Raw genomic sequence first — 25060 nt, 5'->3', positions numbered from 1 at the left:
TTTTTTGATGGTGCAAAATTGGAGCAGACAAGACCGGCAAGATAATCGTATCCGGAATTTTATTTACGCGATAGGGAAATTGTTTAATGTATCACCGCTTTGGTAACGCCTTCGCGGGTGATTTTCACTGGCTTGATATAACCGTCTTTATCAAAAAACATCCGGTCAATGCAGGTTTCACGGGAGTTAGCCGCTTTTTCTGTTAACGGCCGGCGGTGATAAACAATATACCAGCGGTTTTCCTTTGGAATGCCGATTACCGAGTGATGACCGGCGCCGGTGGCAATAGTGGCATCCTGTTCCAGGATCTTCCCGATCCTTTTGAACGGACCCATCGGAGAATCAGCGATGGCGTAGGCTACGCTGTAGTCGGGGCCTGTCCAGCCGCCTTCAGACCACATAAAGTAATACTTACCATCTTTTTTGAACATGGTAGGTCCTTCCACATATTTTTCGGGCGTGATTTCTTTAAAGGTGGTGCCGTCTGCGAAGGGAATAAAGCCGGTTAAATCGGGCTTCAGCTGTGCAATATTGCAATGTCCCCATCCGCCGTAGATCAGGTAGTACTTACCATCGCTGTCGTGGAATACATACTGATCAATAGGCTGCGCCTTGTTAATGATCTTATCTACCAGTGGTTTGCCGAGATAATCTTTAAACGGACCGGCAGGATTATCAGCCACCGCTACACCAATGCCACCTGTTTCCTCATTGCTTTGTATGTCGTTGGCGCCAAAAAACAGGTAATACTTTTGCGCAATTTCTATAATCGACGGCGCCCATACGGCGCGTTTCGCCCATTTTATGGAAGCGGTGTCGAGGATGCGCGGATGCTTTGTCCACGTAACCAGGTCGGGCGATGAGAAAGCATCGAAGAACACCTGCTTTTCGTAAGCAGCAGAATAAGTAGGATAAATCCAGTACTCCTTACCAAATACTACTCCTTCCGGATCGGCGTACCAGCCCGGGAATACAGGATTTCCGGATAACTTGTCCAGCTTTTTCTGCTGGGCCATTGTAACGTGCGTACTTCCTGCGAGCAACAACAGGGCTATCAATCTTTTCATGTAACCAGATTTTTTATGAATCGTTAAAAATAATAAAAATCGCTCGCCGTTCTTAAGAGATAACAAATTTCTGCTATATTTTTTCATAATTTTATCGTTCAGAAAGGCATTTACATGAAGCGGGGAAAAAAAATAATCAGGCTGTTCCTGGTCATTACGGGTATTTTTTTATTGGTGATGACAATAGCCGGGGGGATCTTATACAGCCAACAGGAGCGGCTCACGCAGATGGCGGTGAAGGAGTTGAATAAGCAGTTTGCGGGAGAGCTGGTCATCACAAAAAGTAGTATTTCTCCATTCAGCAACTTCCCATATATTTCTATTGCCCTGCACGACGTTCGTTTTTTTGCAGATAAAAAGATGCAGGGGCAGCCACTGTACCAGGTAGAACGCCTGTACGTGGGCTTCAGCTTACCGGACATCCTCCGGCAACATTATAATGCCCGCATTGTTGCGCTGGCCAACGGACGGGTGCATGTGGCCCGTTATGCCAACGGCGACGTGGATCTGATCAAAGCCCATGAATTTAAAAGCAGCGGCCCCGCTACACCGGCCGATTCCAGTGAGGATCTCAGCCTGGATCTCAAAAAAATAATCCTGAAAAATATTGATGTCACTTACGTCGACGGCGCATCCGGTTTGAAAGTGAATACCCATATAGATAAGATCAAAACAGCTTTCTCCATGGATTCCGCCCGCATTGCCATCGATATGGACAGCAAGCTGGAAATAGATATTACCGGGAAAACAGATACTACGCTCTTCCGGCACAAACAACTGAACTTTAAACTGGCTGCCGTTTACGACAAGCAAAAAAAACAACTGACCTTACCTCCGGGCACCATCCGGCTGGAACAAGCCTCACTGCAACTGCAGGGAGTAGTGAGTGAACATTATGCAGACCTGAAGGTAAAAGGCGATAAGCCGGATCTGAACCTCCTGCTGGCAATGGTGCCCGCAGATGTAGCCGCGATGCTGGAAAAATACCGCCACGATGGCCGCGTATTTTTCGATGGCATCATCAAAGGCGCTATTGGAAAAGGCATCATGCCTTTGATGGAGTTTAATTTTGGCTGCGAAAATGTATGGTTCCAGAATAAGAAAATTGACCGGAAAGTAGACCAGCTGGGCTTCAAAGGATTTTATACCAACGGCGCCGCGCATAACCTGCAAACATCCGAACTGCATATCCTGAACTTCAACGCCAAACCGGGAAGCGGCGTGTTCAAAGGTAACTTCGTGATGAAAAATTTCACCGACCCGCAAATCCTGATGCAGTTATATTCTGAACTGAACCTGCGCTTTGTAGGGGAATTCCTCGGCATTAAAGACCTGGAACAGATCAGCGGTGAAATAAAGCTGAACATGAACTTCCGGGAAATAGTGGATATGCGGATACCGGAGGAAAGCCTGGCTAAACTGAAAGACGGCGTGCAAAGTGAACTCACGGTTAAAAATCTTGAATTCCGCATTCCCGGCTATCACCTGCCGGTGCGCAATATGAATGTGCATGCGCAAATTGAGCAGGGACGGTTACACCTTGATTCCATTGCTTTTCGTATAGGCAGCTCCGATATACTGGCGCAGGGCGCCATCAGTGATGTACCGGCGCTGTTTCACCAGCAGAATAAACCCGTAGCTGTAAACTTCAGCGCTTCCAGCAAGCGTTTGCAACTGGGAGAATTATATAAGTTTGATTCCACCCACCCCATCTTATCCAAAGAAGTAATTACCGGGTTTAACATTGGCCTGGCGTTTGAAACATCCGTAAAAGAATTGCTGCACCCCAACCCTTTGCCTAAAGGAACTTTCAAAGTAGAGAAGCTGTATGCAAAATTCCAGCAGTATCCGCACGCCCTGCACGATTTTAATGCAGCAGTGATGATCAACGACACCAGTTTACGGGTAACTAATTTTAGTGGAAATATCGACAGCACCAGCTTTGCTTTCAAAGGAAGGTTAAATAATTATCTCATCTGGTTTGATAAAATTAAAAAAGGAAACACCGAAGTGGCATTCGATTTTAAGTCGGACCGCCTCGCAGTGAATGACCTCATCAGTGAACGTGGCCATAAATTTATTCCGCAGGGATATTGGTATGAAGAAGCCAACAACGTATGGCTGCGGAGTAAAATGAGTATAAAATATGATACTGTTTTTAAAAAGATAGATGCCCGCATCGCCAATATTTCCGGCACATTGAAACAACATCCTATTAAAGTGGAAAATATAACCGGCCGTATACGCTATGGCCATAACCGCTTTATTGTGGTGGATACGCTTACCGGTAAAGTAGGCCGTACCGATTTCAACCTGAACATGCGTTATGCTACCGGCAAAAGTAAACGCCAGTTAAAACGCAGCAATTACTTCCGGTTCAAATCTGATATGCTGGACATTGATGAGCTGATGAACTATGACTTCAGCGAACACCCCGTAACCACTAACACGCCGGCGCGACGTACCACGGTAAAAGAAAATGATTCGCTCCATGCCACCGGCTTCAACGTGTTCAATATTCCTTTTTCAGAATTTGAAACACAGGTGGATGTAAAGAAGATCAAATACAAAAAGCTGTGGCTGAAAAATGTGCTTGCCAATATTCATATGCGGGAAGACCAGAAAATAAAGGTAGATACCATCGCCATGAATATTGCAGGCGGGCATATTGCCATGCGTGGCATGTTCAATGCCGCTGATCCAAAGAAGCTGTATTTCCGGAGCGGGATCTATCTCAAAAATGTAGACATCTCCAAAATGCTCATCAAGTTTGATAACTTCGGGCAGGACTTTGTGCTCAATAACAACCTGAAAGGTATACTGAGCGGAAGTATCAAAAGTTATGTACGCATGCATCCCGATCTTACGCCGGTGCTGAGTGAAACGGAATCGCAGATGGATATTGAAATAACCAATGGCACCCTGCTGGACTTTGGTCCTATGCAGGCAATGGCAGGTTATTTCAAAGATAAGAACCTCCGCATGGTACGCTTTGATACGCTCCGTAACAAGCTAACCCTGAAAAATGGTACGCTGGTAATCCCTAATATGAACATCAATTCTTCGCTCGGCTATATCGAAGTGTCGGGCAATCAATCGCTGGATATGAGCATGAACTACTACCTCCGTATTCCCATGAAAATGGTGACCCAGGTAGGTTTCCAGGCCCTTTTTGGCCGGAAGCAGGAAGAAGTGAATGTAGACCAGGTAGATGAAATTGAGTATAGGGATAAAGATAAAAAGGTGCGTTTTATGAACATCAACATTTCCGGCACTCCTGACAAGTACAAGATTGCCCTTAAAAAAGCAAAGAAAACTTCCTAAGGCATTACAGACGCCCGCTGGCGGATAATGTAGGCGATCCTGCTTTTTATTTCTTCTTCACTGGTTTTATCAGCGACCAGGTTTTTGCCATTATATTTTTTATATAACGGGGAGATGTTACCCGGCTGAAACTGCACCTGTTCTACGGAAGCTACGATACCCGGAATAACGGCGCCAAACCAATGATCATCCGGTTGCTGTTTCCAGGTGACCAATGTAAGCAGCGCATCTGCGGGGTAAGTAGCAGCTCCTCTCCTGGCGCTGGCTATTGCGCGGTCGTTGCCATACAGCGTACTCATGGTCTGATCTTTTTGAATACCGCTGGTGATCACCTTCCATTCATTCATCTTTAAGCCCAATGTATCGGGCAGCGATGCAGCCGTGTGCTGTGTTGGTGTAGTGAACACAAAATCATTGTTACGCATGGGTTGATGACAGTTAACACATTCCATTGTGAACATCGCATTTTTACCATAAGGCTTCAGATCCGTTCCTTTCCACCGCGCCCATCCCCAGCCTTTGGTAGCAGCGTATTGATGGCTGTCTTTGATCATAAACTCTACCTGTTTAAACTCCCCCGGAGTGATGTTCCCGGCGGCATCAGTAAGTTCATCCCAGGCTATTTTTGCAAAAGCAGCGCCATCGGGCCAGGGATTGGTTTGGTGTTCCTGGATGGCTTTCACAGCAATGTCATTCCCCGTAATTACCCGCATGGTGCCATTGTCCAGTCGTTGCGTACTGCTGATGGCCTTCCAGTTTTTATAGTCCGGCATATAGGCGATACCGTTAGGCACGGGCAATACCTTTGCAATGGAGCTATCGGACTGCCAGGCAGCGTATTGATGGTCAGCGGCGGCTATTTTATTACTATCGGGTTTAAGCGGAGTTATTTGTGTGGCCAGGTAATTTTTCAGGATACTGATTTCGTCGTTGGTAAGGCGCGCCGCAGGATGGAGCGCGGTGTACTGCGACAGGGGCATTACGTTAAACTGCATCTGGTTGAGGGATTCAAAGAGTTTGCCTTTTTGCTGGTCTTTCGGTATACTATCCCAGTTGGAGAAGTTAAGTACCTTCCGGCCTTCTGTAATATGACCGGCCACCAGCCAGATAGCGGGTGAAATCTGGTCGAACCAGGCCAGGTGCGTTTCATTGGAGTGGCAGTCGTAGCAGGCTTTCCTCAACACAGCACTCACTTCTGGCGGAACATCCGGTTCTCCTGTCACCGGCGGATGAGTAATGCGCGGCCTGATAAACTGTAAGACAATAAAGCAGCCCATCAATATCAGCAGCACTACTTTCCATTTCTTATACCGTTTCATAGTGTTGTTATTTATATTTGTGGCAAAGTAAATGACGTGGTCACCGCAAGCAAGTACTTTTAGGTGAATCAGGCAAATGAGGGTGTGAATCAGTCTTATTTAACAATGAACCGGGCAGATAGTTGTCGCAACCCGGCAGCAGACCGGCGAAACCTGTTCATATCCGGACACCTGCCCTTTAAAAACGGACAATAGTATTTACCCAAACAACTCATTATCAGCACATAATGCTATGGCATTATCTTAGTCGGAATTAGTCGCACTACTCCCAAATGTGTACATATGATGATGCTAAGAAATTATATTAAGATCACGTTCAGACATCTCTGGAAAAACAAAACCTACAGTTTTCTGAATATTTTCGGGCTGGCGATCGGTTTAGCCTGCGCCGGTGTAATTTTTTTGTGGGTAGAAGATGAAGTTACCTACGACAGCTCGCATGTAAAAAAAGACCGGATCTACCAGGTGTGGGAAAACTGGAATTACGATGGTAATATCCGCACATTTACCTCTACACCTGCCCTGCTGGCTGACGCCATGAAGACAGAAATACCGGGCATCACACAAACCTGCCGTACCTCAGAACAGGCCACCAACCTGTTGTTCACCTTCGGGGATAAAAAAATGTATGCCGCTGGTATTTATGTGGATGCCAGTCTCTTTAATATTTTCACGTTTCCTTTTACAGAAGGGAATGCTGCTGTTCCGTTTCCGCAGCTATACTCCATTGTTATCACAGAAAAAACTGCCCGGAAATTTTTTGGCGACACGAAGAATGTAGTAGGTAAAACTATTACGGTCGATAATGCGCAGCCCTACGTGGTATCCGGTGTAATAAAAGATATTCCGGAAAATTCCACGCTGAAATTTGAATGGGTTGCTCCTTTTCAGATCTATTTTTCCCAAAACCCATATCTGAAAAACTGGGGCTCCAATTCTGTTGACACATATGCCGAACTGGCTCCTCATGCAGACCTGACCGCTATCAACCATAAACTTCAAAACTTCATTGCAGCGCACAGTCCCGGCGCCATTAACCAGGCATTCCTGTTTAGTATGAACAACTGGCGGTTACATGACCAGTTCAGTGATGGAAAACAAAGTGGCGGCCGTATAGAGTATGTCCGTTTGTTTTCGCTCATTGCCTGGATCATTCTATTCATTGCCTGTATCAACTTTATGAACCTGGCCACTGCCCGCAGTGAAAAACGTGCGAAAGAAGTAGGCATCCGCAAAGTAGTTGGTGCGGGAAAAGGCAGGCTGATCACACAGTTTATCAGTGAGGCATTGTTTATGTCCCTGTTGGCGGCCGTGGTGGCCGTATTATTGTTATTCCTGGTGTTGCCGGGGTTTAATGCGCTGGTAGATAAACACCTTAGCGTGGGGCTGGACAGGCCGGTACATCTCATCTGGTTGCTGGGGATTACGGTGATATGTGGCGTGCTGGCAGGCAGCTATCCATCACTGTACCTGTCTTCCTTTAACCCGGTTTTTGTGTTAAAGGGTATTAAATCCAAGACCGGCAGCGCGGCCTTTATCCGCAAAGGGCTGGTGATTGCGCAGTTCAGTGTTTCCATTACACTCATTATCTGTACAGCCATTATTTACCAGCAGATCCAACATGTGAAGAAGCGGAACCTCGGTCTTAATAAAGATAATCTTATCTCCATGCAGCTCCAGGGTACGATGAAGCAAAACTTTGCAGCTATCAAAACGGCTTTGCTGGCCACCGGCATGGTAGAAAATGCGGCGTTGGCGGATCATGTTCCTTTGTATGGCGGCAACAATACCAGTGATATCGGCTGGACAGGGAAATCTCCCACCGATAACATTCTTATTTCGCAGCGGGTCGTGAGCCCGGAATTCATTCAAACGGCAGGTATGAAAATCGTGGCAGGCAGTGATTTTAAACCCGTAACCGCTGCCAACGGCATGGATGTATTGATAACAGAGTCGCTGGAACAGTTGATGGGTAAAGGAAGCGCCGTAGGCAAAACTATTACCACACCGTTCAGTGAAGATTCTACTATTCATTCCCGTGTAGCCGGTGTAGTGAAAAACTATGTATATGGCAATATGTATGGCACGCCTGATCCCGTGGTATTTTACTGTATGCCTGATGAAGCCAACCTGATGTATGTGCGTATGAATACAGGGGCGGACAAGGAAGCCGCACTTCATAAAATCGGCGACGTGATGAAGCAGTTGAATCCGGCTTATCCGTTTACTTACCAGTTTGTAGACGACCAGTTTAACGCCATGTTTACCAATGAAACGCTGATGCAGCAGCTTTCCCGGTTGTTTGCCACGCTGGCTATTGTGATCAGCTGCCTGGGATTATTCGGACTGGCTGCCTATACCGCCGAGCGCAGAACCAAAGAAATAGGCATCCGTAAAGTGCTTGGCGCCAGTGTATCCGGTATTACCCGGCTGCTTTCCGCCGACTTCCTGAAGCTGGTGGGTATTGCAGCGCTGATTGCCTTCCCGGTGGCGTGGTATACGATGGACCAGTGGCTACAGAAATTCCCTTACCGCATCTCCATTCATTACTGGGTGTTTGTGCTGGCCGGCATCGCCGCCATGCTGATAGCCCTGCTCACTATCAGCTTCCAGAGCATAAAAGCGGCGTTGATGAATCCCGTAAGCAGTTTAAAAGCAGAATAACGCCATCGCGTATATCAATAGTTCCTGCGGGGAGGTTTGGCTCAAACCTCCCCGTTTTGTTATGGGCCATTGAGAAGTGAAAAAGCTGCACATTTGTTTACTTACTACTAAGTAAGTATATTTGTGCCGCAAACGGCAAAATATGTCTGAAACAAAAGATAAAATAGTGGCGCTGGCCGACCGCCTGGTAAGGACTAAAGGGTTTAATGCCTTTAGTTACAAGGACATTTCAGGACCGCTCGAAATAAAAAATGCAGCGGTACATTATCATTTCCCGGCAAAGGCCGACCTGGGCGTGGAAATAGTGGACCAGGACGTTGCGAAATTTATTGCGCAAACAAACAGGTGGAAAAGTTTGCCGGAAGAAGAACAGCTGGTGAAGCTGATAGACGTATTCCGGCGGCACAGCAAGGAAGGTAATATCTGTTTGATGGGCTCTCTCGCACCAGATTTTGAGACGCTGGAACCGGCTATGCGGGCGAAAGTACAGGAAATGGCCAACGGCATCCTCACCTGGCTTAGCCATTGCCTCGAAGAAGGCCGGAAAAAGAAACGTATTCACTTTAAAGGCGCCGCCAACACGCGGGCGCTCATTATCATATCCAATTTGCAGGCGTCCCTTCTTTTATCGAGGGTGATGGGACCATCGGCTTTCCGCCATATTGCGGAACAGCTGCTGGACGACCTGTGTCATAAATAACCAGCTATGAAAAGAGTTGTCATAACAGGAATGGGTACAGTATCCCCTGTCGGTAACAATGTTGCTGATTTCTGGAATAGTCTTGTTAACGGTAAAAGCGGCGCTTCCACCATCAGCCATTTTGATGCCAGCCGCTTCCGCACACAGTTTGCGCATGAGCTGAAAGGCTTTGATCCCACTGCGTTGCTGGACAAAGGCGAAGTGCGCAAAACCGATCCGTTTACACAATATGCCCTGGTAGCAGCCGACCAGGCAGTGAAAGATTCCGGGCTGGACTTCAGCACAATGGATCCTTTTGATACCGGCGTGATCTGGGGCTCAGGGCAGGGCGGTATGCAAACGTTCGAGGAACAGGTCACCGAATATGTTTCCGGCGATTTTAATCCCCGTTTCAGCCCTTATTTTGTACCCAAGCTCATCACCAATATGGCATCGGGTATGATCTCCATTAAATATGGCCTGATGGGTATTAACTATACAACGGTATCGGCCTGCGCTACTTCCAATACCGCTATCATGGATGCGTTAACGTATATCCGTTTGGGTAAGGCGAAGGTAATTGTAACCGGTGGCTCTGAAGCGCCCATTACGCCTGCATCCGTAGGTGGATTCTGTGCCATGAAAGCGATGTCGGTGCGCAATGATGATCCCACCACCGCCTCGCGTCCTTTCGATGTACACCGCGATGGCTTTGTAATGGGAGAAGGCGCCGGCGCGCTCATACTGGAAGAGTATGAACATGCCAAAGCCAGGGGCGCGCATATTTACGCCGAAGTAGCCGGCGCCGCTATGACCGCCGATGCCTATCACATGACAGCTACCCATCCGGAGGGACTGGGCGCCCTGCGGGCGATGCAGCTGGCACTGGAAGACGCAGGATTGAATAAAGAAGAAGTGAATTACCTCAATGCGCACGCTACCTCCACACCGGTTGGCGACCTGAGTGAAATAGCCGCTATCGGCAAAATGTTTGGCGCAGCGCCGGCACACCTGCACATCAGCGCCACCAAATCCATGACCGGTCACCTGCTGGGCGCCGCAGGCGCTATAGAGGCTATTGCCAGCGTAATGAGCATTCAGAAAGGCATCATCCCTCCTACTATCAATACGCAGGAACTGGATGCCGCCATTCCTTCTACCTTACAGATTGTACTGGGAACCGCAATAGAAAAAGAAGTGAATGTAGCCATGAGTAATACGTTCGGCTTCGGCGGACACAATGGTATTGTTGTTTTCAGAAAAGCTTAATAAAAGAGGCCCGGCAGTGTACCGGGCCTCTCTCTTCATTATTTCACCACCGTAGCTTCAAATTCAATCTTTAATGTTTCAAAAAGGCTCTTCACTTCCAGCAAAGTGAGCGCCTGCTTAATACCATGCTTTGCAATCCAGTCCTGGAAAACATCAAAGCAGTCGAAAAACTCTGCGGATGAAGTAGTATATACATTTAACCTCGCAATACCGCTGCACTCGTATCCTGCATCACTGATCACTTTTTCCAGGTTTTCCAACGCCTGTATTACCTGGGTTTTCATGTCGGCGTTACTTGATTGTCCGTCGGCGTCTATAGCCGTTTGACCGGAACAATAAAGTGTGCCCGCCGCCTGTTTTATTTCAACAGCCTGCACATAACTGCGTTTATCCTGCCACTGCCACGGATTAATAACCTGTTTTTCCATTTGCTGATCCTTTTAGTTTGTGCCGCTACCGGCACAACAGTTAATAAAAATTGTACACTGCAAAGATGGGAACAATGCCCCTTTCCTTTGTGTGACAAACATCACAATTATAACCTGCGGAGAATAAGATCAGGACGGACGCCAAAGCCTGCTAAGGGTTTCACGCGAAACGCCCAGGTAGGCAGCCAGCAGGGTTTTAGGCACTCTTTGAAATAAAGAAGGATATCGCGTAAGGAGTTGTTCATAGCGCTCCTTTGCATGGGAAGTAAGGAAAGATAAGATGCGCTGCTGCGATCCAATATGTCCCCCATTCGCTTTTTTGAGAAAGAAATAGGTCATCTTTGGAAGACCGGCACATAGCTTTTCGTAGTCCTCCAGCGAAAGACACAGCACAGCCGTATCTTCAAGGCATTGCAACGACATGGTAGCTTTGGTTTGATTGAAATAGGCCAGGAAATCACTCTCCCACCAATCTTCCATCGCAAAGGAAACAATGTGCTGCCTGCCTGAGTCGTCGTCATACACGAGCATGATCAGTCCTGACACTACAAAATAAGAGTACTTTACACGTTCCCCATGCTGTATAAGAAACTCACGCTTTTTATACTTTTTGATAGTGAAATGAGCGCGCACAAACGCAAACTCCTCATCGGTAAGCGGCACTATTTTTTCTATATGTTCCCTTAGTTTTTCCAGCATATATCAGCAATATAGCGTCACAAAGTTATAGTAACCGCTGATATCAATCACCTTTTTATCCCACAAATCCGGTACTCCGTCACATTAATTCCCGCCTGCATCACAACCCGGGAAATACCTCCCCTAAAAATTTCATCTTTCCATAAATAATAACCCGGTATGAAAAAACTATTCCTGGCATTCTTTATACTGTGCGCTTTCATCAGCGCAACAGCCCAGTTGAAACAAAGCCTGGTTTCCTTCGGGCAACCCGACAGCATCTATTCTGCTGTGCTGAAAGAAAACAGACCTCTATGGATATACACGCCACCGGATGATACCAGCTACTTTGTAAAGCCCGCCTATCCCGTGGTGTATGTGCTGGATGGCGACTTCCACTTCTCCTCCCTTCAATCCATGATCCTGCAACTCAGTACCATCAACGGCAATACCGCATTGCCGCGGATGATCATTGTTGGTATTCCGAACACGGGCCGTAACCGTACGCGCGACCTCACTCCCACACGCGATTCCATGTATGCCGGCTCCGGCGGTGGCGAGGCTTTCACCGAGTTTATCGGCAAAGAACTCATTCCCTATATCGATAAAAAATACGCCACTGCTCCCTACCGCACATTGATAGGGCACTCCCTCGGCGGACTGATGGTAGTGAACACCCTGTTGCATCACCGGGAACTGTTTAATGGTTACATTGCGATAGATCCGACCATTTTCTGGAACAAAGGCGAAATACTGCAACAGGCCACCCGGCAACTACAACAGCCATTTAAAAATAAAAGTTTATACCTGGCCGTGGCGCATACCATGAAACCCGGTCTGGATACCGTGCAATTAAGAAAAGATACCTCACAGGGATCTGTTCATACCAGCGCTATCCTTACCTTAACAGACCTCCTGAGAAAATTTCCCGGGAACCAGTTAAAATGGAGTTATAAATATTATGAAGATGATGACCATAACTCGATACCATTTGTGGGAGAATACGACGGGTTAAGATTCCTGTTTCCGCATTACCGTTTTCCTACTTATCTCTATACTGATAACAGCTGCCCGGCAGACTCGCTGAAAACACTTATCACCACGCACTTCAATACCTTGTCGAAAGACATGGGCTACCGCGTACGCCCCTACGAAACTACAATGAATGAATTCGGGTACGCTAACCTGCAACGGAAAAATTTTGATAAATCTAAAATGTTCTTTCAGCTGAACATAGATTATTACCCGGAGAGCTTTAACACTTATGATGGTATGGGAGATTATTACCTGGAGATGAAAGATACTGTCCGTGCCAACATCTTCTGGAAAAAAGCACTGAGCATACGGTTTACAAAGGAAATTAAAGATAAGATGGAGATGGTAAATAACACTCCGTCACGTTGAGGGTTACTATTGTTTGAAAAAAGGGGCTGCAGTCACAGCCCCTTTTTATTTGTTTATGGTAAGGTATTAAAATTAATCACCGGCGCTGTACCCGATGGTGTACGGGTAAGCGGTGTATTGATCTTTACAAAATTGGAGAAGAAACCACAGTTGCGCAGGTAAAACTTTGTAGATTCCACGCCACCGGCAAAGTCCATACGGGATTGGGATGCAGCAGTAGCATCGCCTGTAAACTGCGCCTTTGTTAACTCATACCAGGTACCGTTGGTATCCATGGCCCACTGGTTGCCGTATTGTGCTTTCCTGCCGATGTAACCTGTTTCAGTAGAGAAATTCTCCAGGAAAGAATACAACCCTGTTAAGTAAGTGTTGGTTTGCGGACGTCGGAAGCTGGCAATCAGCTGCCAGGCGCCGATTTCTGGGGCATAAAACCAGGAAGTGAATTCCGTTTTATTATTTGCCACCGGCACAGCATGTGTTAAAAAGCGATAAGTAGTACCCGCCTGCCAGTTGTATACCAGGTAGCTTTGTCCACCTGCGCCTTCATTACCAAAGGAACCTGTTTGTACGTTAGGACCTTTGCGCAGCAATTCTATCTTCAGTGAATCCGGGATGCTGTTGGGATCATCTGTATCGGCAGGACTCCAAACTGAAAATAACACCCTTCTTTCTGTTGTACTGTTTACCTGTATGCCAAAATATCCCTGGCTAAAGCCATTGGACATAAAGTAAGATCCAACGGGGTCCTGACCGGTGGGCACCGTTACTTCATTATAAAACCATTCAACGCTTTTACCTGCGGGCGGTGTATAACCCAGGTGTACAGAGGGACCTCTTCTGCCCCAGTATACATCGGTTTGAATGTAGTTGAGCCGGCCACTGGTGGCAGCGCCGCTGATGTACAGGTCAGACAGGTCGGCGAAGTAGCTGCCTGTTTTAGATACGCCCTGGAAATCTACTTTCACATAGCCGGTATCCGTTAGGTTGAAATCACCCACATCAATAGTGTGGTAGTTGCCGCCGGAAGCGCTAATAGTTTTCGACTGGCCCGCTGCTGTTATTTTCAGCTGGCTGCTGCCACCGGGTACTTTTCCCCGCAACGCCAGATGCAGCGTGCCGGTGGCGCTGGTGCGGAAGTAAGCGCTGAATACGGAACTGCTGCTGGTCCAGTTGGCCAGGCCATAGTCTACCACTACTTCCGCAGCGCCGGCGCTGCTTTGTGTTAACCAGGCGTTGCTGCCCAATGCCACGGCAATATCCGTAATGCCCGAAGCCTTAACAGTGGCGGGCAACAGACTGTCTTTCGGGGATTCGCCGGAGGCAAAATAGTTCTTTGAACAGGATGCGAGGGTGAGGCATCCGAATGCGAACGCAAGCGATAATTTTGGTTTCATTGCACTGTATGTTTGGTTAAAAAAGACAAATGGGCTCACAGATTTTTTCGTACGCTCTTCTACGTGGTATACCTTGAATTTAGTTACTGCAACGGTTATACGGAAATAACAACTGCCAATTATGACATTGTAATGACGCCTGTATTTTAAGAAGCGGGCCAATTGTGTTATTTATCTCCCGAAAATAAATATGGTGATGACATAGGGGTACACCGGGTACATGGTGTCTTCCTCTAAAGCAATAAATATCACCTTCATGATGAATCAGCAACGCATATACCAACAGCCAGTGCAACGAAAGAAAAGATATACCTGTTTGTTACTCGCCTTATTTGCATTTACTCCTGTACAACGCCTGTGGGCCCAGCTGGGCGCCACTTCGCTGAATGGCCCCGGTATAGGGATCAGCGTGGATTACCTGCCTCCCTCCCGTTATATCAGGCCGGAAGACAGTGTAAAAACAAAGTCCACCACCTCGCAGCAGCGCTATAATTTCGGCGCCGTATTTATGCTGAGCAGCTATGTGGATACCGCTACCGGAAAGGTCCGTAACTGGAGCCTGTCGGCCTCCGGCAGCTATACCAAGCTGATTAACGAAGATTATGATCACCGCATCTTCCCGGAAGAACTGCTGGAAACACAGCTGGCATTGCAACATTTCAGGAGTATCGGTAACCGCTGGGGTATGCTGAGTGTGTTATCCGGCGGGGTTTTCACCGATATGGAAAAGATCAATGGGAAAGATATTTTTATAAACGGAGGCGTATTATTTGTAAAACAACATAACCGGCGGTTCTCTTATGGTATAGGCGCTATGTTTACCAATAGCTTTGGTACGCCTATGTTGCTACCCGCATTGCTCATTAAGTATCAAACAGACAGCAGGTTCAGGATAGATGTTAATTTCCCGGAGAAGGTCAGTGTATCCAGCAGGCTGAATAAACAAACAGACCTGGCGCTGGCGTTCCGTATGCGCGGTTCCTCGTACGACGTGGAAAATGCACCGGATAAAAAGCGGCTGATGGGTTATGCGGAAATAAGCGTGGGACTGGAGAATACCTGGCACCTGAACAGGCATATAGATTTTGTAGCATCGGGCGGCAGCATCCTTTACAGCGGTACTACTTTCCGGGAGAAGAATTTATCGGAGATGTTTTCGGATAAGCCGATGCATCGTTTTGCCACCAACTACTTTTTCAGTGGCGGATTGCGGTGGAATTTCCAGCCACGCAAACAATAAAAAAAACGGTCGCTGTTTGTTTAAAACAAACAGCGACCGTTCAGTTATATTAAGTCTCTATCTCACTTCGTAAGGAGGCTGTGCAGGCGCATTGTAAGGCTTTGTTTGCAACAGGCTCTTTATCTCTGTGATGGCCCGTTCCAGCTGCGGATCAACACCTTTGGCCATATCGCCGAGATTTTCATCTACTGCAATATCCGGATCCACGCCGTGTCCTTCGCGGAACCAGGTGCCGTCGTTGTTAAACATCCGGAACGATGGTACCGTGATGATGCCGCCGTCTATTAACCCCGGTGTGTTGCTGATGCCTATGAGGCCGCCCCAGGTACGGGTGCCGATGATAGGGCCCAGTCCTGCTTTGCGGAAGTAATCCGGGAACGCATCGCCACCGGAACCGCTCCAGCCATTGATGAGCATTACCTTCGGTCCGAAATGCGCATAAGAAGGCCATTGGGTAGGCGTACCGTTACGGGTGGCCCAGTAAGCCAGTGGCTTGCGGTTCAGCATTTCAATAAAACGATCAGGAACCTGTCCGCCGTTGTTGAAACGTTCATCAATGATAAGGGCTGCCTTATCCCATTGACCGTTAAACTGGCGGATCAGCTCATCCTGCCCGTCGATGCCGGTACTTGGCACAAAGATGTATCCCACCTGGTTATTGGTGGCATCCGCAATACGTTTGCGGTTACTTTCTATCCAGGCCAGGTGACGCAGGCGGTATTCACTGCCGATAGTTTTTACAATCGCCGTTTTAGCGCCTTCCAGCGAAGGACGGCTGTTCCAGGTAAGCTCCACTACTTTCCCGGCGAGCGACTGGAACGCACTGTAAGGTTCCTGCGCGGTGGTGAGTGGCTCACCGTTTACGGCCAGGATGTAATCGCCTTCGTGGATGTTTACACCCGGTTCGTCAAGCGGGTTGCGGGCTTCCGCATTCCATGCCGCACCGCGGATGATGCGTTTAACTTTATAGTATTTACCATCTGCCTGCCAGTCCACACCCAGGTAGCCTACATTTTCATGTTTGCCATCTTCAATATCTCCGCCAAAGTTATACGTGTGCGATGCATTCATTTCACCCAGCACTTCATTGATCACAAAGCTCACTTCCTCGCGGGTGCGGGCGCCTTCCAGGAGACGCAGGTATTTATCTTTTACATTATTCCAGTTTACACCGTGCATGCGGGGATCGTAGAAGAAGTCGCGTTCCATGCGCCAGGTGTCCATAAACAGCTGTTTCCATTCTTCTGCGGGGTTCACGGTCATTTCCATTTCTTCCACCCGCATAGCGGTATCAATTTTCTGATTTTCCGCTACATCGATCACGCCATAGGGGCCGTTATTGATCAGTATTTTGTTCCCGTCGGCGGAAAGTTCGTACTGGCCCGGATCTTTGATGATGGTTTTCACCTGTTTGGTGGCGATATCATAGTATTGCAGCGTGGCTTCACCGCTGCTTTCCTCATCGCTGGGCGGCGTGCTGCTAATGAACAGGATCTTGCCTTTCACAGCGCCGAGGCGGGAGTAGTTGCCGCCTGGTACCGGCAGCAGTACCATCCTGGCTTCCATGTTGTCCAGGTCGATGCTGGTGGCGGTTTCCTTTTTCTCTTCCGCAGGCTTCTCCTTCTTCTCTTTTCCTTTTTTGGCAGCCGGTTTTTCCGGTTCTTTTTTATCTTCCTTTACATTCACCGCATCGTTGCGGATAGCCAGCAGGGAGGGTGTTTCCTTTTGCAGGCCAATGATCCCGATCACGGTGCTGTTGGCGTAGATGAAGGTATTGTCGATGCTGCTGTAAGTAGGTTTGAACGACTGGTTAGTGAGTACATAGAGATACTTACCATCTTCATCAAACACCGGCCGGGCGGCATCATAGAAGCCACTGGTCACCTGGTGGCGCTGGTTATTTTTTGTATCGAAGAGGAACACCGCTTCATGACCGTTGTCCATGTCGCGGCTATAGGTGAGCCACCTGCTGTCTGGAGTCCAGCTGAAACGGAAGCCTTCCAGTACATCGGGTGAATAATGAAGGGCTTTGTCTACCGCCGTGGTTTTACCACTGGCAATATCCAGCACCCATATTTTCAGTTCCTGGTCTATAAACGCCACTTGCTTGCTGTTGGGCGACCAGTGCGGGCGATAGCGGAATCCGGCGCCGTAGTGCGTGATTTGTTTAGCTTCATTTTCCTTGCCGGCGGAGGCCAGCCAGAGCTCATATTCGCCCGACTTATCACTCCACCAGGCAATGGTTTTGCCATCGGGCGACCATACGGGGTAGCGTTCTGCCACGCCGCTGGTGCGGGTAAGGTCTTTCACATAACCGTTTATGGCGGGTACGGAGAATACATCGCCGCGGGCGCTTATCAGTGCGCGCTGGCCATCAGGGCTGATGGCGGTGGACTGGATATATTTCACTGTGCGTTGCGTACGTGGTTTCAGCGCAGCGAGATCCGTGCTGATATTGACTTTCACCTCGGTAGATTGCTGCGTGTTCAGCGACAGCACAAACAATTTACCATCAGCTTCATACACGATGTCGTCCGGCCCCAGGGAGGGAAAGTGCACGTCATAGTCTTTGTAGCTGGTAATTTGCTCGTATGCTTTGGTATTGGTATCGTAGCGCCAGAGGTTCATCCTTTTCTCTGCGCCGCGGTCGGACAGGAAGTAGATAAAGTTATTGTGCCACATGGGGAATTCATCGCCGGCTTCACTTTTAGCAGAAATGTTTTCCGACTGTTGCTTCGTAAAATCAAACACATGAATATCTGCTTTCATACCGCCGCGATATCTTTTCCAGTTGCGGAAACTCTGGGAGCGCGTTACCAGGGCCATTTTGGAGCCATCCGGCGACCATGACCCGAATTCAGCGTAGGCCAGTGGCAGTTTGGTAGCGGCGCCGCCATTTTCCGGGATGGTATAAAACTGGTTGAAGCGTTCTTTTGTGCTTTCCCTGCCGGAGGCGAAAAGCACCTGTTTGCCGTCGGGCGTCCAGTCCACCACGCGGTCGGAGCCACCATATGAGGTGAGGCGCAGGGGTACGCCGCCGGCTACCGGTAACACGTATACGTCGGTGTTACCATCATAGTTGGCGCTGAAGGCGAGTTTACTGCCATCCGGCGAAAATTTCGGAAAGGTTTCCACGCCCGGTGGAGAGATCAGTTTGATGGCTGTGCCACCTGTTTTCGGAACAATCCAGATATCATTGGCATAGGAAAATGCGATCTGCGACCGGGATACATCAGGATAGCGGAACAGGCCGGCATCTACCTGTGCCATTGCCTGTTTTCCTGCCATAGCAGCAAGGAAAACCAGGGCCGTTTTTTTCATCATAAGCGTTTTAAATTTTTTGACAGGACCACTTTTACGCGGTTTATTTGTTGCGGATTAAAAACCAGTTTGCTAATCTATGGAAATCCGTTGATACCATAATTACCCCTGATCACAAATAAAATATCATGATAATCAGTATTGCGAAGTAGTTATTTCCCGATGTGCAAAAAATATAGAATAGCCGCTATGGGGAGTCCTGGGGCAAAATGCGTGTGCATAAAGGCTGTGCTGCTTTATATTCCGGGCCTTTTACGCAAAAAAAGCCGATCTTTGTAAGGTATCAAAATATATACATAAATATGGCTAGATCCCAGGAAACAGTTGGTAAAAAAGAAAAAGAAAAGAAAAAAGCGAAACAAAGACTGGATAAACAGGAAAGAAAGGAAGAACGAAAGAGAGAAAGCGGTAAAGGAAAGAGTCTGGAAGATATGATGGCTTACATAGATGAGAATGGTAATATCTCCTCTACTCCACCCGATCCAAGCAGGAAAAGGGAAATCAATGTGGAAGACATTCAGCTCGGACCAGGCAGACAATTGCCGGAAGAACCAGCAGAACTGATCCGCAGAGGTGTGGTGAAATTTTTCAATGAGTCCAAAGGTTACGGGTTTATTATCGATCAGCAGACACAGGATAGCGTGTTCGTACACATTAACCAGCTGACTGAACTTATTAAAGAAAAAGACAAGGTAACTTTTGAAGTGGAGAGAGGACAGAAAGGTCCAAGTGCCGTTAACGTAAAGAAAGAAGTAAAAAGCTAAACTGTAACAGGTCTGGCTTTATTAAAATAAAAAAATCTGAGCGGTTATTGATAATCGCTCATTTTTGTGCGTGGTAAGGTACTGAGCCACCTTCCTAAAAAAATACAGCGTGCCGCATCCAGTGAAAAAATTCTTCCAACGTCCTATCATCTGGCTATCCAACAGATTTTCATCCCAGCCGGATAAATCCCAGGTATTTGCGTCCCTATCCCAGCTTCACGAAGAAATCCTGAAAGGCAACCGGCAAAAAGGGTTGATCGTTCCTTTTGATTACGAGCATAGCCGCTTTATTATCTTCTCCGACCAGCATAAAGGCGGAAAAGATGGCGCCGACGACTTTATGGCCGCAGAAGCCAACTACGTAGCCGCGCTCCGTTATTACTACGACAGGGGCTATACCTTTATTAACCTGGGCGATTGCGAGGAATTATGGGAATGCCCGCCGGCAACCGTGATCCGGGAAAACCGTGATACCTTGCTGGAAGAAGCCCGCTTCCTGCAGCAGCAACGTTACTTCCGGGTATTCGGGAACCACGACCTGGAGTGGCATTACGCCGTACCGCGGCAGCAATTCCTGAAAGGAATCTTCGGGAAGAAACTGAAAGTATATGAAGGGTTGATCCTGCAAACACGCTACCAGGACCATGATTACAAAATCTATCTCACACATGGCCACCAGGGCGACCTGCGCAGCGACGGCAATGCTTTCAGCAAATGGTTTGTAGCCGCCATATGGACACCCATACAACGCTTTTTTGACATCCGGATGGATACCCTTTCCGATTCCTTCGACCTGGCCGACCGGCACAATATCATGATGTACGAATGGAGCATCCAGTACAAAAAAACATTCCTCGTTTCGGGGCATACCCACAAACCGGTGTTTGCATCACTGGATCACATCGACAAGCTTACGAAACAACTGGATAAAGCCCGCGCCCAGGGAGATACCGGCGAGATTGCCATCTTACAAAAAGCATTGGCAGCAAGACAGGCAGAATATGCCGGCAAACAGCTGGTAAAAACAATGGCGTACCCCTCCTATTTCAACACCGGCTGCTGCTGTTTTAATGATGGCGATATTACCGGGCTGGAAATAGCAGACGGCACTATCCGGCTGATTAAATGGAAAAAAGATGCACAGGGGAATTCCCGCGTGGTGCTGGAAGAATCCCCGCTGTATTACCTCTTTGATCAGATGACCTGATCAGCTGTTGTTTGTCTCATTGGTTGATGCTGCACCTCTTCGAGGAACGCCTGTTTCACCACTTTCGCCGTTTTATGATCCCCGGTATGACTCCATCCCGGCGGCATTACAACGTACAGCAGCTTATTTTTTATACCGGGCGCTTTCCGGACATCCTTCCACAAGCCGTACAGTTCACCAAAATAAACATCCAGGAAATTGTTGGGATTCATTTCCCTTGAAATACCATATTCGATCTGCATATCCCGCTTTTCAGGCTGGAAAGTACCAAATACTTTATCCCAGATGTTAAGCAGGTTACAGAAATTGGTGTCCATATACAAAGGGTTCTTTGCGTGATGCACCCGATGATGCGACGGCGTGAGAATGATTTTATTGAGAAAGCCAAGACGCCCGTCTTTAATCAGGTTTTCACCCACATGGATGAAAGATCCCCAGGTACCATCAATGAACATAATGATAAAAAGCAACGGCGGATTAACGCCCATCAGGATACAGATACTGGTGCGGATCACGTCTGCATAAGGCGCCTCCAGGAAGAAATGCGCATAGGTAACCGAAAGGTTCATGGTTTGCGGCGCATGATGGGTAGAGTGCAGGCACCAGAACAAGCGCACCTTATGCCCGTAGTAATGATAAATAAAGTGGGAGAACTCCCAGATCACATATCCATAAATAAACCAGTACCATTTAAGAGAAGTATTGATCAACGCATATTTCTCCAGCAATCCGATACAGAAAGCCACCGCCGCAATGGAAATGAACCGGGAGATGAACCGGTTGGCCACGAAGATCAGGAAGGGCATTTTATAGTCTTCGATCTTGAACTTCTTATAAAAAAGGGCCCGCCCTATTTCCAGCAACAGCAGGAAAGGCACCAGCGGGGAAATAACAGAGAAGATCCCGTTTAGTGTAAGCAACACCTTGTAATTCCCCGTTTTACATACTTCTATTAATTGTGAGATCCCCAGGAATCCGATGATCTCCTGGAATACCGTTTGAATGACCTCCATAACGCGCGTTTATTTAGTTTACTTTGTACGTACAATATACGACTTTGTATGAACAAAGTATATACAAAGGAATACTTTTTTCAGATAAGGAAGTGTTTGGTAAACCGGGATGACATGCCGGAAGCACCGCCTGATGGGCGTAAATCCGTATATTTATACCCGAAGACCGAAAAATTATTTTATGGAAGAGGCGGACAAACTAAAGCGTATTGTAGAAGCGAGAATGAAGCTCAAATCCCGCTTTGAGGAAAAGATGCGGCTCACCCCATCGGTAGCCGACAATAAACCCAAAGGCAGCGGCAATCCTAACCGGCATGGCATGCCGGTATTACCTGTAGGGCAAACCATCACGCATAAATGGCCTGTACTGGACCTGGGAATACAGCCGGAAATTGAAAAAGACGAATGGCAGCTTATCCTGGACGGCGCCGTGGAACACCCGGTAACATTAAACTGGGAAGACTTCCTCGCACTGCCGCAAACATCCGACACCTCCGATTTTCATTGCGTTACCACCTGGTCGAAGCTGAATATGAACTGGGTAGGCGTTCGCCTGCTGGACCTGGCTGCATTGGTACAACCCAAAGATACGGCCACGCATATACTCTGTTACGGCTACGATGATTACACCACCAACGTGTCGCTGGAAGAAGCGCTGAAACCCGATGTGTTACTGGTACACACCTTTGAAGGCGCGCCATTACCCAGGGAACACGGCGGACCGGTAAGAATGATCACCCCTGAATTATATGCCTGGAAAGGCGCCAAATGGATTCACCGCATTGAATTCCTCACCACCAACAAACTGGGCTTCTGGGAAGAAAGGGGCTACTCCAATACTGCTTACCCGTGGCGCAACGACCGGTACAGTTAATTCATTATAAACTTCACCAGCGAGGGCACTAATTGGGCCGACAGCGGCAACGGCGCCTGATTTCCCGCCGGAACCGGTGCGGTGTCTTTCAGTGCATGCGTCATTCCTTTGATCATCAGCAGCTGCGAACCCGGTTTGCAATTGTGAAGGATATCCGCCTGCACAGGCGGTACCTGTACATCACTGGTGCCGCCGATAATAAAGAACGGCATCTTTACAGCCGGCAGCAATGCGCACGGATCATAGTGAAAAGTACTTTTCCAGAAAGTGTATAAGGAGGGGTTAAAAAGCATGCTTAACGCCGCTGGCACCTGTTGCGGATTATTACCCTGCCGGAGTTCATTTAAAATCACGGTTACATCGTTGTACAGCGAATCAGCCAGTTTCGGTTTTAACTGCGCCAGCAATACTTTATCCATACATTCTCCTGGTCCGGATAAAGATACCAGGCTTTTGAAGCTCCTGCGGCCGGCCGCCATCAGCCCTATTAACGCGCCTTCGCTATGACCAATAACCGCCACATTTTTAAACTGCTGTGTATTTTTCTGCAGGTGATCTATCCATGCAATGGCATCATCCGTATAATCATCGAGCGAGGTGGCGCTGCTACTTTTTTTGAAGCCGGTACTTTGGCCGATGCCCCGTTTGTCGTAACGCACGGAAGCAATGCCATTGGCCGCCAAAGCCGCCGCCAGCTGCTGATAGGAGTTACCGTTGGTGGCAGGCGATAATGGGTTATTCCCATTGTGATCAGTGGGGCCCGATCCTGCAATGATGAGTACCACCGGCCAGGGTTGTTTCATCACGGGCTTTGTAAGCACGCCGTACAGGATACCGCCATCTGTGGTAGTCACCGTATCCGTTTCTTCATAAGGCAGCAGTGCGGTAGTTATAAGTTTGGTGCCGGCAATAAAAAAGCCGGCGATCCGGTGATTGTTGTCGAACACCGCCCGGAATGTGAGAATGGCCTTACCAAAGCGGTTATCTGCCAGTATAATATCATAGGCGGCTTCCTTTGCTGTTTTTTGGGAGATAAGCGCTTCCCATTTCCCATAGGATTGTTCGAGCTGTTGCCAGATCCCTTTGAGCATGTCCGGCGTTACCTTTGTTTTCATATTGGCATCCATATTTTCCCTGGCGCCATCCCAGTTTCCTTTACCAAGTTGCTCAAAAAATTGAGTGGTTATCTGATCGTTTTGTTGTGCAGATGCCGTGCAAAACAGGATGCACAGGAATGATAACAGGTACCACTTCTTCATGGGTCCGGATTTTTTTTGTTGACCTAAATTAATCGAATAAGGCTGACAGTCCAATTAAAATCGGGTTAAAAAGACAGGGCGCGTTTATTAAAAAATAAACAACTCTTATAGTCTTATTGCCAGATGAAAAAAGATACTTAACTTAAGATGGTATTTTTTCATCATTAAAACCTCAGTATGATTATGAAACTGAAACACCTGACCACAGTGATCCTCTCCGTGGGACTATTGTTCATGATTTCCTGCAAATCGAAACCAAAGGATGCAGACATACAGGCTGCAGTAACCACTGCATTACAGTCCTCTCCCGGCGTTAGTGCAGATGTTAAGGATGGCGTAGTTACCCTTTCCGGATCTGTTGCCAGCCAGGCTGACAAAGATGCGGCAGAAGCTGCTGTTAAGCTGAACCAGGGTGTTAAGAGTGTTGTTAACAATGTTACCGTAGCCCCACCTCCGCCGCCAGCACCTGCACCGGTAGAAGTTACTGCCGACGATTCACTGAAAACAGCGGTAGCAAGTATTGTGAAAGACTTTCCTGGTATCCAGGCAGATGTTAAAGAAGGAGTGATTATCATTACCGGCGAACAGAAAGCTGACCGTTGGAAGAAACTGAAAATGGCGCTGGATGCCCTGAAACCTAAAAAGGTAGATGCCTCCGGTTTAAAAGTAAAATAATCTTTCTCTTTAAATACAATAATCATGGCAGCATTACAGGATAAATACAAAGAGTTGATTGATGCAGCACAGGCTGCAGGCACCAGCAACCTGAAAGTAAACGAACTGGATGGCGTATTGCATATAGAGGGCGAAGCACCTACCGGCGCTGTAAAGGACCAGCTGTGGAACATCTACGGAAAAATTGATCCCAACTTCCTCACCGGCGACGTAGTGATGAATATTAATGTAGCTACTGCGGTAGCAGGCGCTAAACTGAAAGTGATCACAGAGTCATCTAACCTGAATATCCGCAAAGGTCCCGGCACCGACCAGCCTATTGTAGGAAAAGCAGCACACAATGAAATTGTTTCGCTGATCAGTAAACAAAGCGACCAATGGTGGCTGATCCGCACAGATGCAGGCGAAGAAGGCTATGCCTATGCGCAGTATCTGCAACCGGTAGAATAACTATTGAATGTATAAAAGAGAAGGCGCCCGT

Annotated in this window: 19 protein-coding genes; 11 read left to right on the top strand and 8 right to left on the bottom strand. The window is 47.8% G+C overall.

Annotation, left to right across the window (positions count from 1 at the left end; translation table 11 throughout):
• Window positions 1-83 precede the first annotated feature (83 nt).
• A complete protein-coding gene (locus PV783_RS19030; protein WP_420989187.1) occupies window positions 84-1067 on the bottom strand; it encodes a glycoside hydrolase family 43 protein in 984 nt (327 codons plus the stop codon).
• 114 nt (window positions 1068-1181) lie between these two features.
• On the opposite strand from PV783_RS19030, the gene PV783_RS19025 reads away from it, so the two are divergent.
• Entirely contained in the window at window positions 1182-4391 is a 3210-nt protein-coding gene (locus tag PV783_RS19025) for an AsmA-like C-terminal region-containing protein (protein WP_420989186.1), read from the top strand.
• On the opposite strand, the gene PV783_RS19020 is transcribed toward PV783_RS19025, so the two are convergent.
• A complete protein-coding gene (locus PV783_RS19020) occupies window positions 4388-5710 on the bottom strand; it encodes a cytochrome P460 family protein (RefSeq protein WP_420989185.1) in 1323 nt (440 codons plus the stop codon). The genes PV783_RS19025 and PV783_RS19020 overlap by 4 nt on opposite strands.
• 282 nt (window positions 5711-5992) lie before the next feature.
• Between PV783_RS19020 and PV783_RS19015 the strand changes: the two genes are divergently transcribed.
• The 3 genes from PV783_RS19015 to fabF all read left to right on the top strand — a co-directional run bounded on the left by PV783_RS19015 (window position 5993) and on the right by fabF (window position 10322).
• Window positions 5993-8374, top strand: a complete 2382-nt coding sequence (locus PV783_RS19015) for an ABC transporter permease (RefSeq protein WP_420989184.1) — start codon at window positions 5993-5995, stop codon at window positions 8372-8374.
• Between the two features lie 142 nt (window positions 8375-8516).
• Entirely contained in the window at window positions 8517-9074 is a 558-nt protein-coding gene (locus PV783_RS19010) for a TetR/AcrR family transcriptional regulator (protein ID WP_420989183.1), read from the top strand.
• A gap of 6 nt (window positions 9075-9080) precedes the next feature.
• A complete protein-coding gene (fabF, locus tag PV783_RS19005; protein ID WP_420989182.1) occupies window positions 9081-10322 on the top strand; it encodes a beta-ketoacyl-ACP synthase II in 1242 nt (413 codons plus the stop codon).
• Window positions 10323-10360: 38 nt separating this feature from the next.
• On the opposite strand, the gene PV783_RS19000 is transcribed toward fabF, so the two are convergent.
• On the bottom strand, window positions 10361-10750 hold the full coding sequence (locus PV783_RS19000; RefSeq protein ID WP_420989181.1) for a RidA family protein: 390 nt from the start codon (window positions 10748-10750) through the stop codon (window positions 10361-10363).
• A gap of 129 nt (window positions 10751-10879) precedes the next feature.
• On the bottom strand, window positions 10880-11449 hold the full coding sequence (locus PV783_RS18995) for a Crp/Fnr family transcriptional regulator (protein WP_420989180.1): 570 nt from the start codon (window positions 11447-11449) through the stop codon (window positions 10880-10882).
• Between the two features lie 159 nt (window positions 11450-11608).
• Between PV783_RS18995 and PV783_RS18990 the strand changes: the two genes are divergently transcribed.
• Complete coding sequence (locus tag PV783_RS18990) at window positions 11609-12832, top strand: alpha/beta hydrolase-fold protein (protein ID WP_420989179.1); 1224 nt, start codon at window positions 11609-11611, stop codon at window positions 12830-12832.
• Window positions 12833-12885: 53 nt separating this feature from the next.
• Here PV783_RS18990 and PV783_RS18985 read toward each other — a convergent pair whose 3' ends face one another.
• Window positions 12886-14226 carry a DUF3472 domain-containing protein gene (locus tag PV783_RS18985; RefSeq protein WP_420989178.1) on the bottom strand — a complete coding sequence of 447 codons (1341 nt, stop codon included), beginning with the start codon at window positions 14224-14226 and terminating at the stop codon, window positions 12886-12888.
• A gap of 256 nt (window positions 14227-14482) precedes the next feature.
• Between PV783_RS18985 and PV783_RS18980 the strand changes: the two genes are divergently transcribed.
• Window positions 14483-15466, top strand: a complete 984-nt coding sequence (locus PV783_RS18980) for a DUF6268 family outer membrane beta-barrel protein (RefSeq protein ID WP_420989177.1) — start codon at window positions 14483-14485, stop codon at window positions 15464-15466.
• Window positions 15467-15523: 57 nt separating this feature from the next.
• Here the strand turns inward: PV783_RS18980 and PV783_RS18975 are convergent, their stop codons facing one another.
• Window positions 15524-18790 (bottom strand): S41 family peptidase, encoded by a 3267-nt coding sequence (locus PV783_RS18975; protein ID WP_420989176.1) that lies wholly within the window; start codon window positions 18788-18790, stop codon window positions 15524-15526.
• 299 nt (window positions 18791-19089) lie between these two features.
• Between PV783_RS18975 and PV783_RS18970 the strand changes: the two genes are divergently transcribed.
• Entirely contained in the window at window positions 19090-19551 is a 462-nt protein-coding gene (locus PV783_RS18970; RefSeq protein WP_079469927.1) for a cold-shock protein, read from the top strand.
• 121 nt (window positions 19552-19672) lie between these two features.
• Complete coding sequence (locus tag PV783_RS18965) at window positions 19673-20758, top strand: metallophosphoesterase (RefSeq protein ID WP_111578480.1); 1086 nt, start codon at window positions 19673-19675, stop codon at window positions 20756-20758.
• On the opposite strand, the gene PV783_RS18960 is transcribed toward PV783_RS18965, so the two are convergent.
• Entirely contained in the window at window positions 20746-21771 is a 1026-nt protein-coding gene (locus tag PV783_RS18960; RefSeq protein ID WP_079467490.1) for a sterol desaturase family protein, read from the bottom strand. The two genes, PV783_RS18965 and PV783_RS18960, sit on opposite strands and share 13 nt — an antisense overlap.
• 181 nt (window positions 21772-21952) lie before the next feature.
• Here PV783_RS18960 and PV783_RS18955 point away from each other — a divergent pair, with 181 nt between their 5' ends.
• The gene (locus tag PV783_RS18955; RefSeq protein ID WP_079469929.1) at window positions 21953-22645 is read left to right on the top strand and encodes a molybdopterin-dependent oxidoreductase; all 693 of its coding nucleotides are present in this window, start codon (window positions 21953-21955) and stop codon (window positions 22643-22645) included.
• On the opposite strand, the gene PV783_RS18950 is transcribed toward PV783_RS18955, so the two are convergent.
• Entirely contained in the window at window positions 22642-23904 is a 1263-nt protein-coding gene (locus tag PV783_RS18950) for an alpha/beta fold hydrolase (protein ID WP_420989175.1), read from the bottom strand. The two genes, PV783_RS18955 and PV783_RS18950, sit on opposite strands and share 4 nt — an antisense overlap.
• 183 nt (window positions 23905-24087) lie before the next feature.
• Here PV783_RS18950 and PV783_RS18945 point away from each other — a divergent pair, with 183 nt between their 5' ends.
• The gene (locus PV783_RS18945) at window positions 24088-24579 is read left to right on the top strand and encodes a BON domain-containing protein (protein ID WP_420989174.1); all 492 of its coding nucleotides are present in this window, start codon (window positions 24088-24090) and stop codon (window positions 24577-24579) included.
• Window positions 24580-24603: 24 nt separating this feature from the next.
• Window positions 24604-25029: an SH3 domain-containing protein gene (locus tag PV783_RS18940; protein ID WP_079467492.1), complete on the top strand. Its 426-nt coding sequence runs from the start codon at window positions 24604-24606 to the stop codon at window positions 25027-25029.
• Window positions 25030-25060: the final 31 nt, after the last annotated feature.

It is taken from the genome of Chitinophaga sp. CC14, assembly GCF_048957795.1.
Lineage (GTDB): Bacteria > Bacteroidota > Bacteroidia > Chitinophagales > Chitinophagaceae > Chitinophaga > Chitinophaga ginsengisegetis.
The sequence above is the reverse complement of the archived record's forward strand: the minus strand, read 5'-3'. Positions and strand labels throughout refer to the sequence as shown.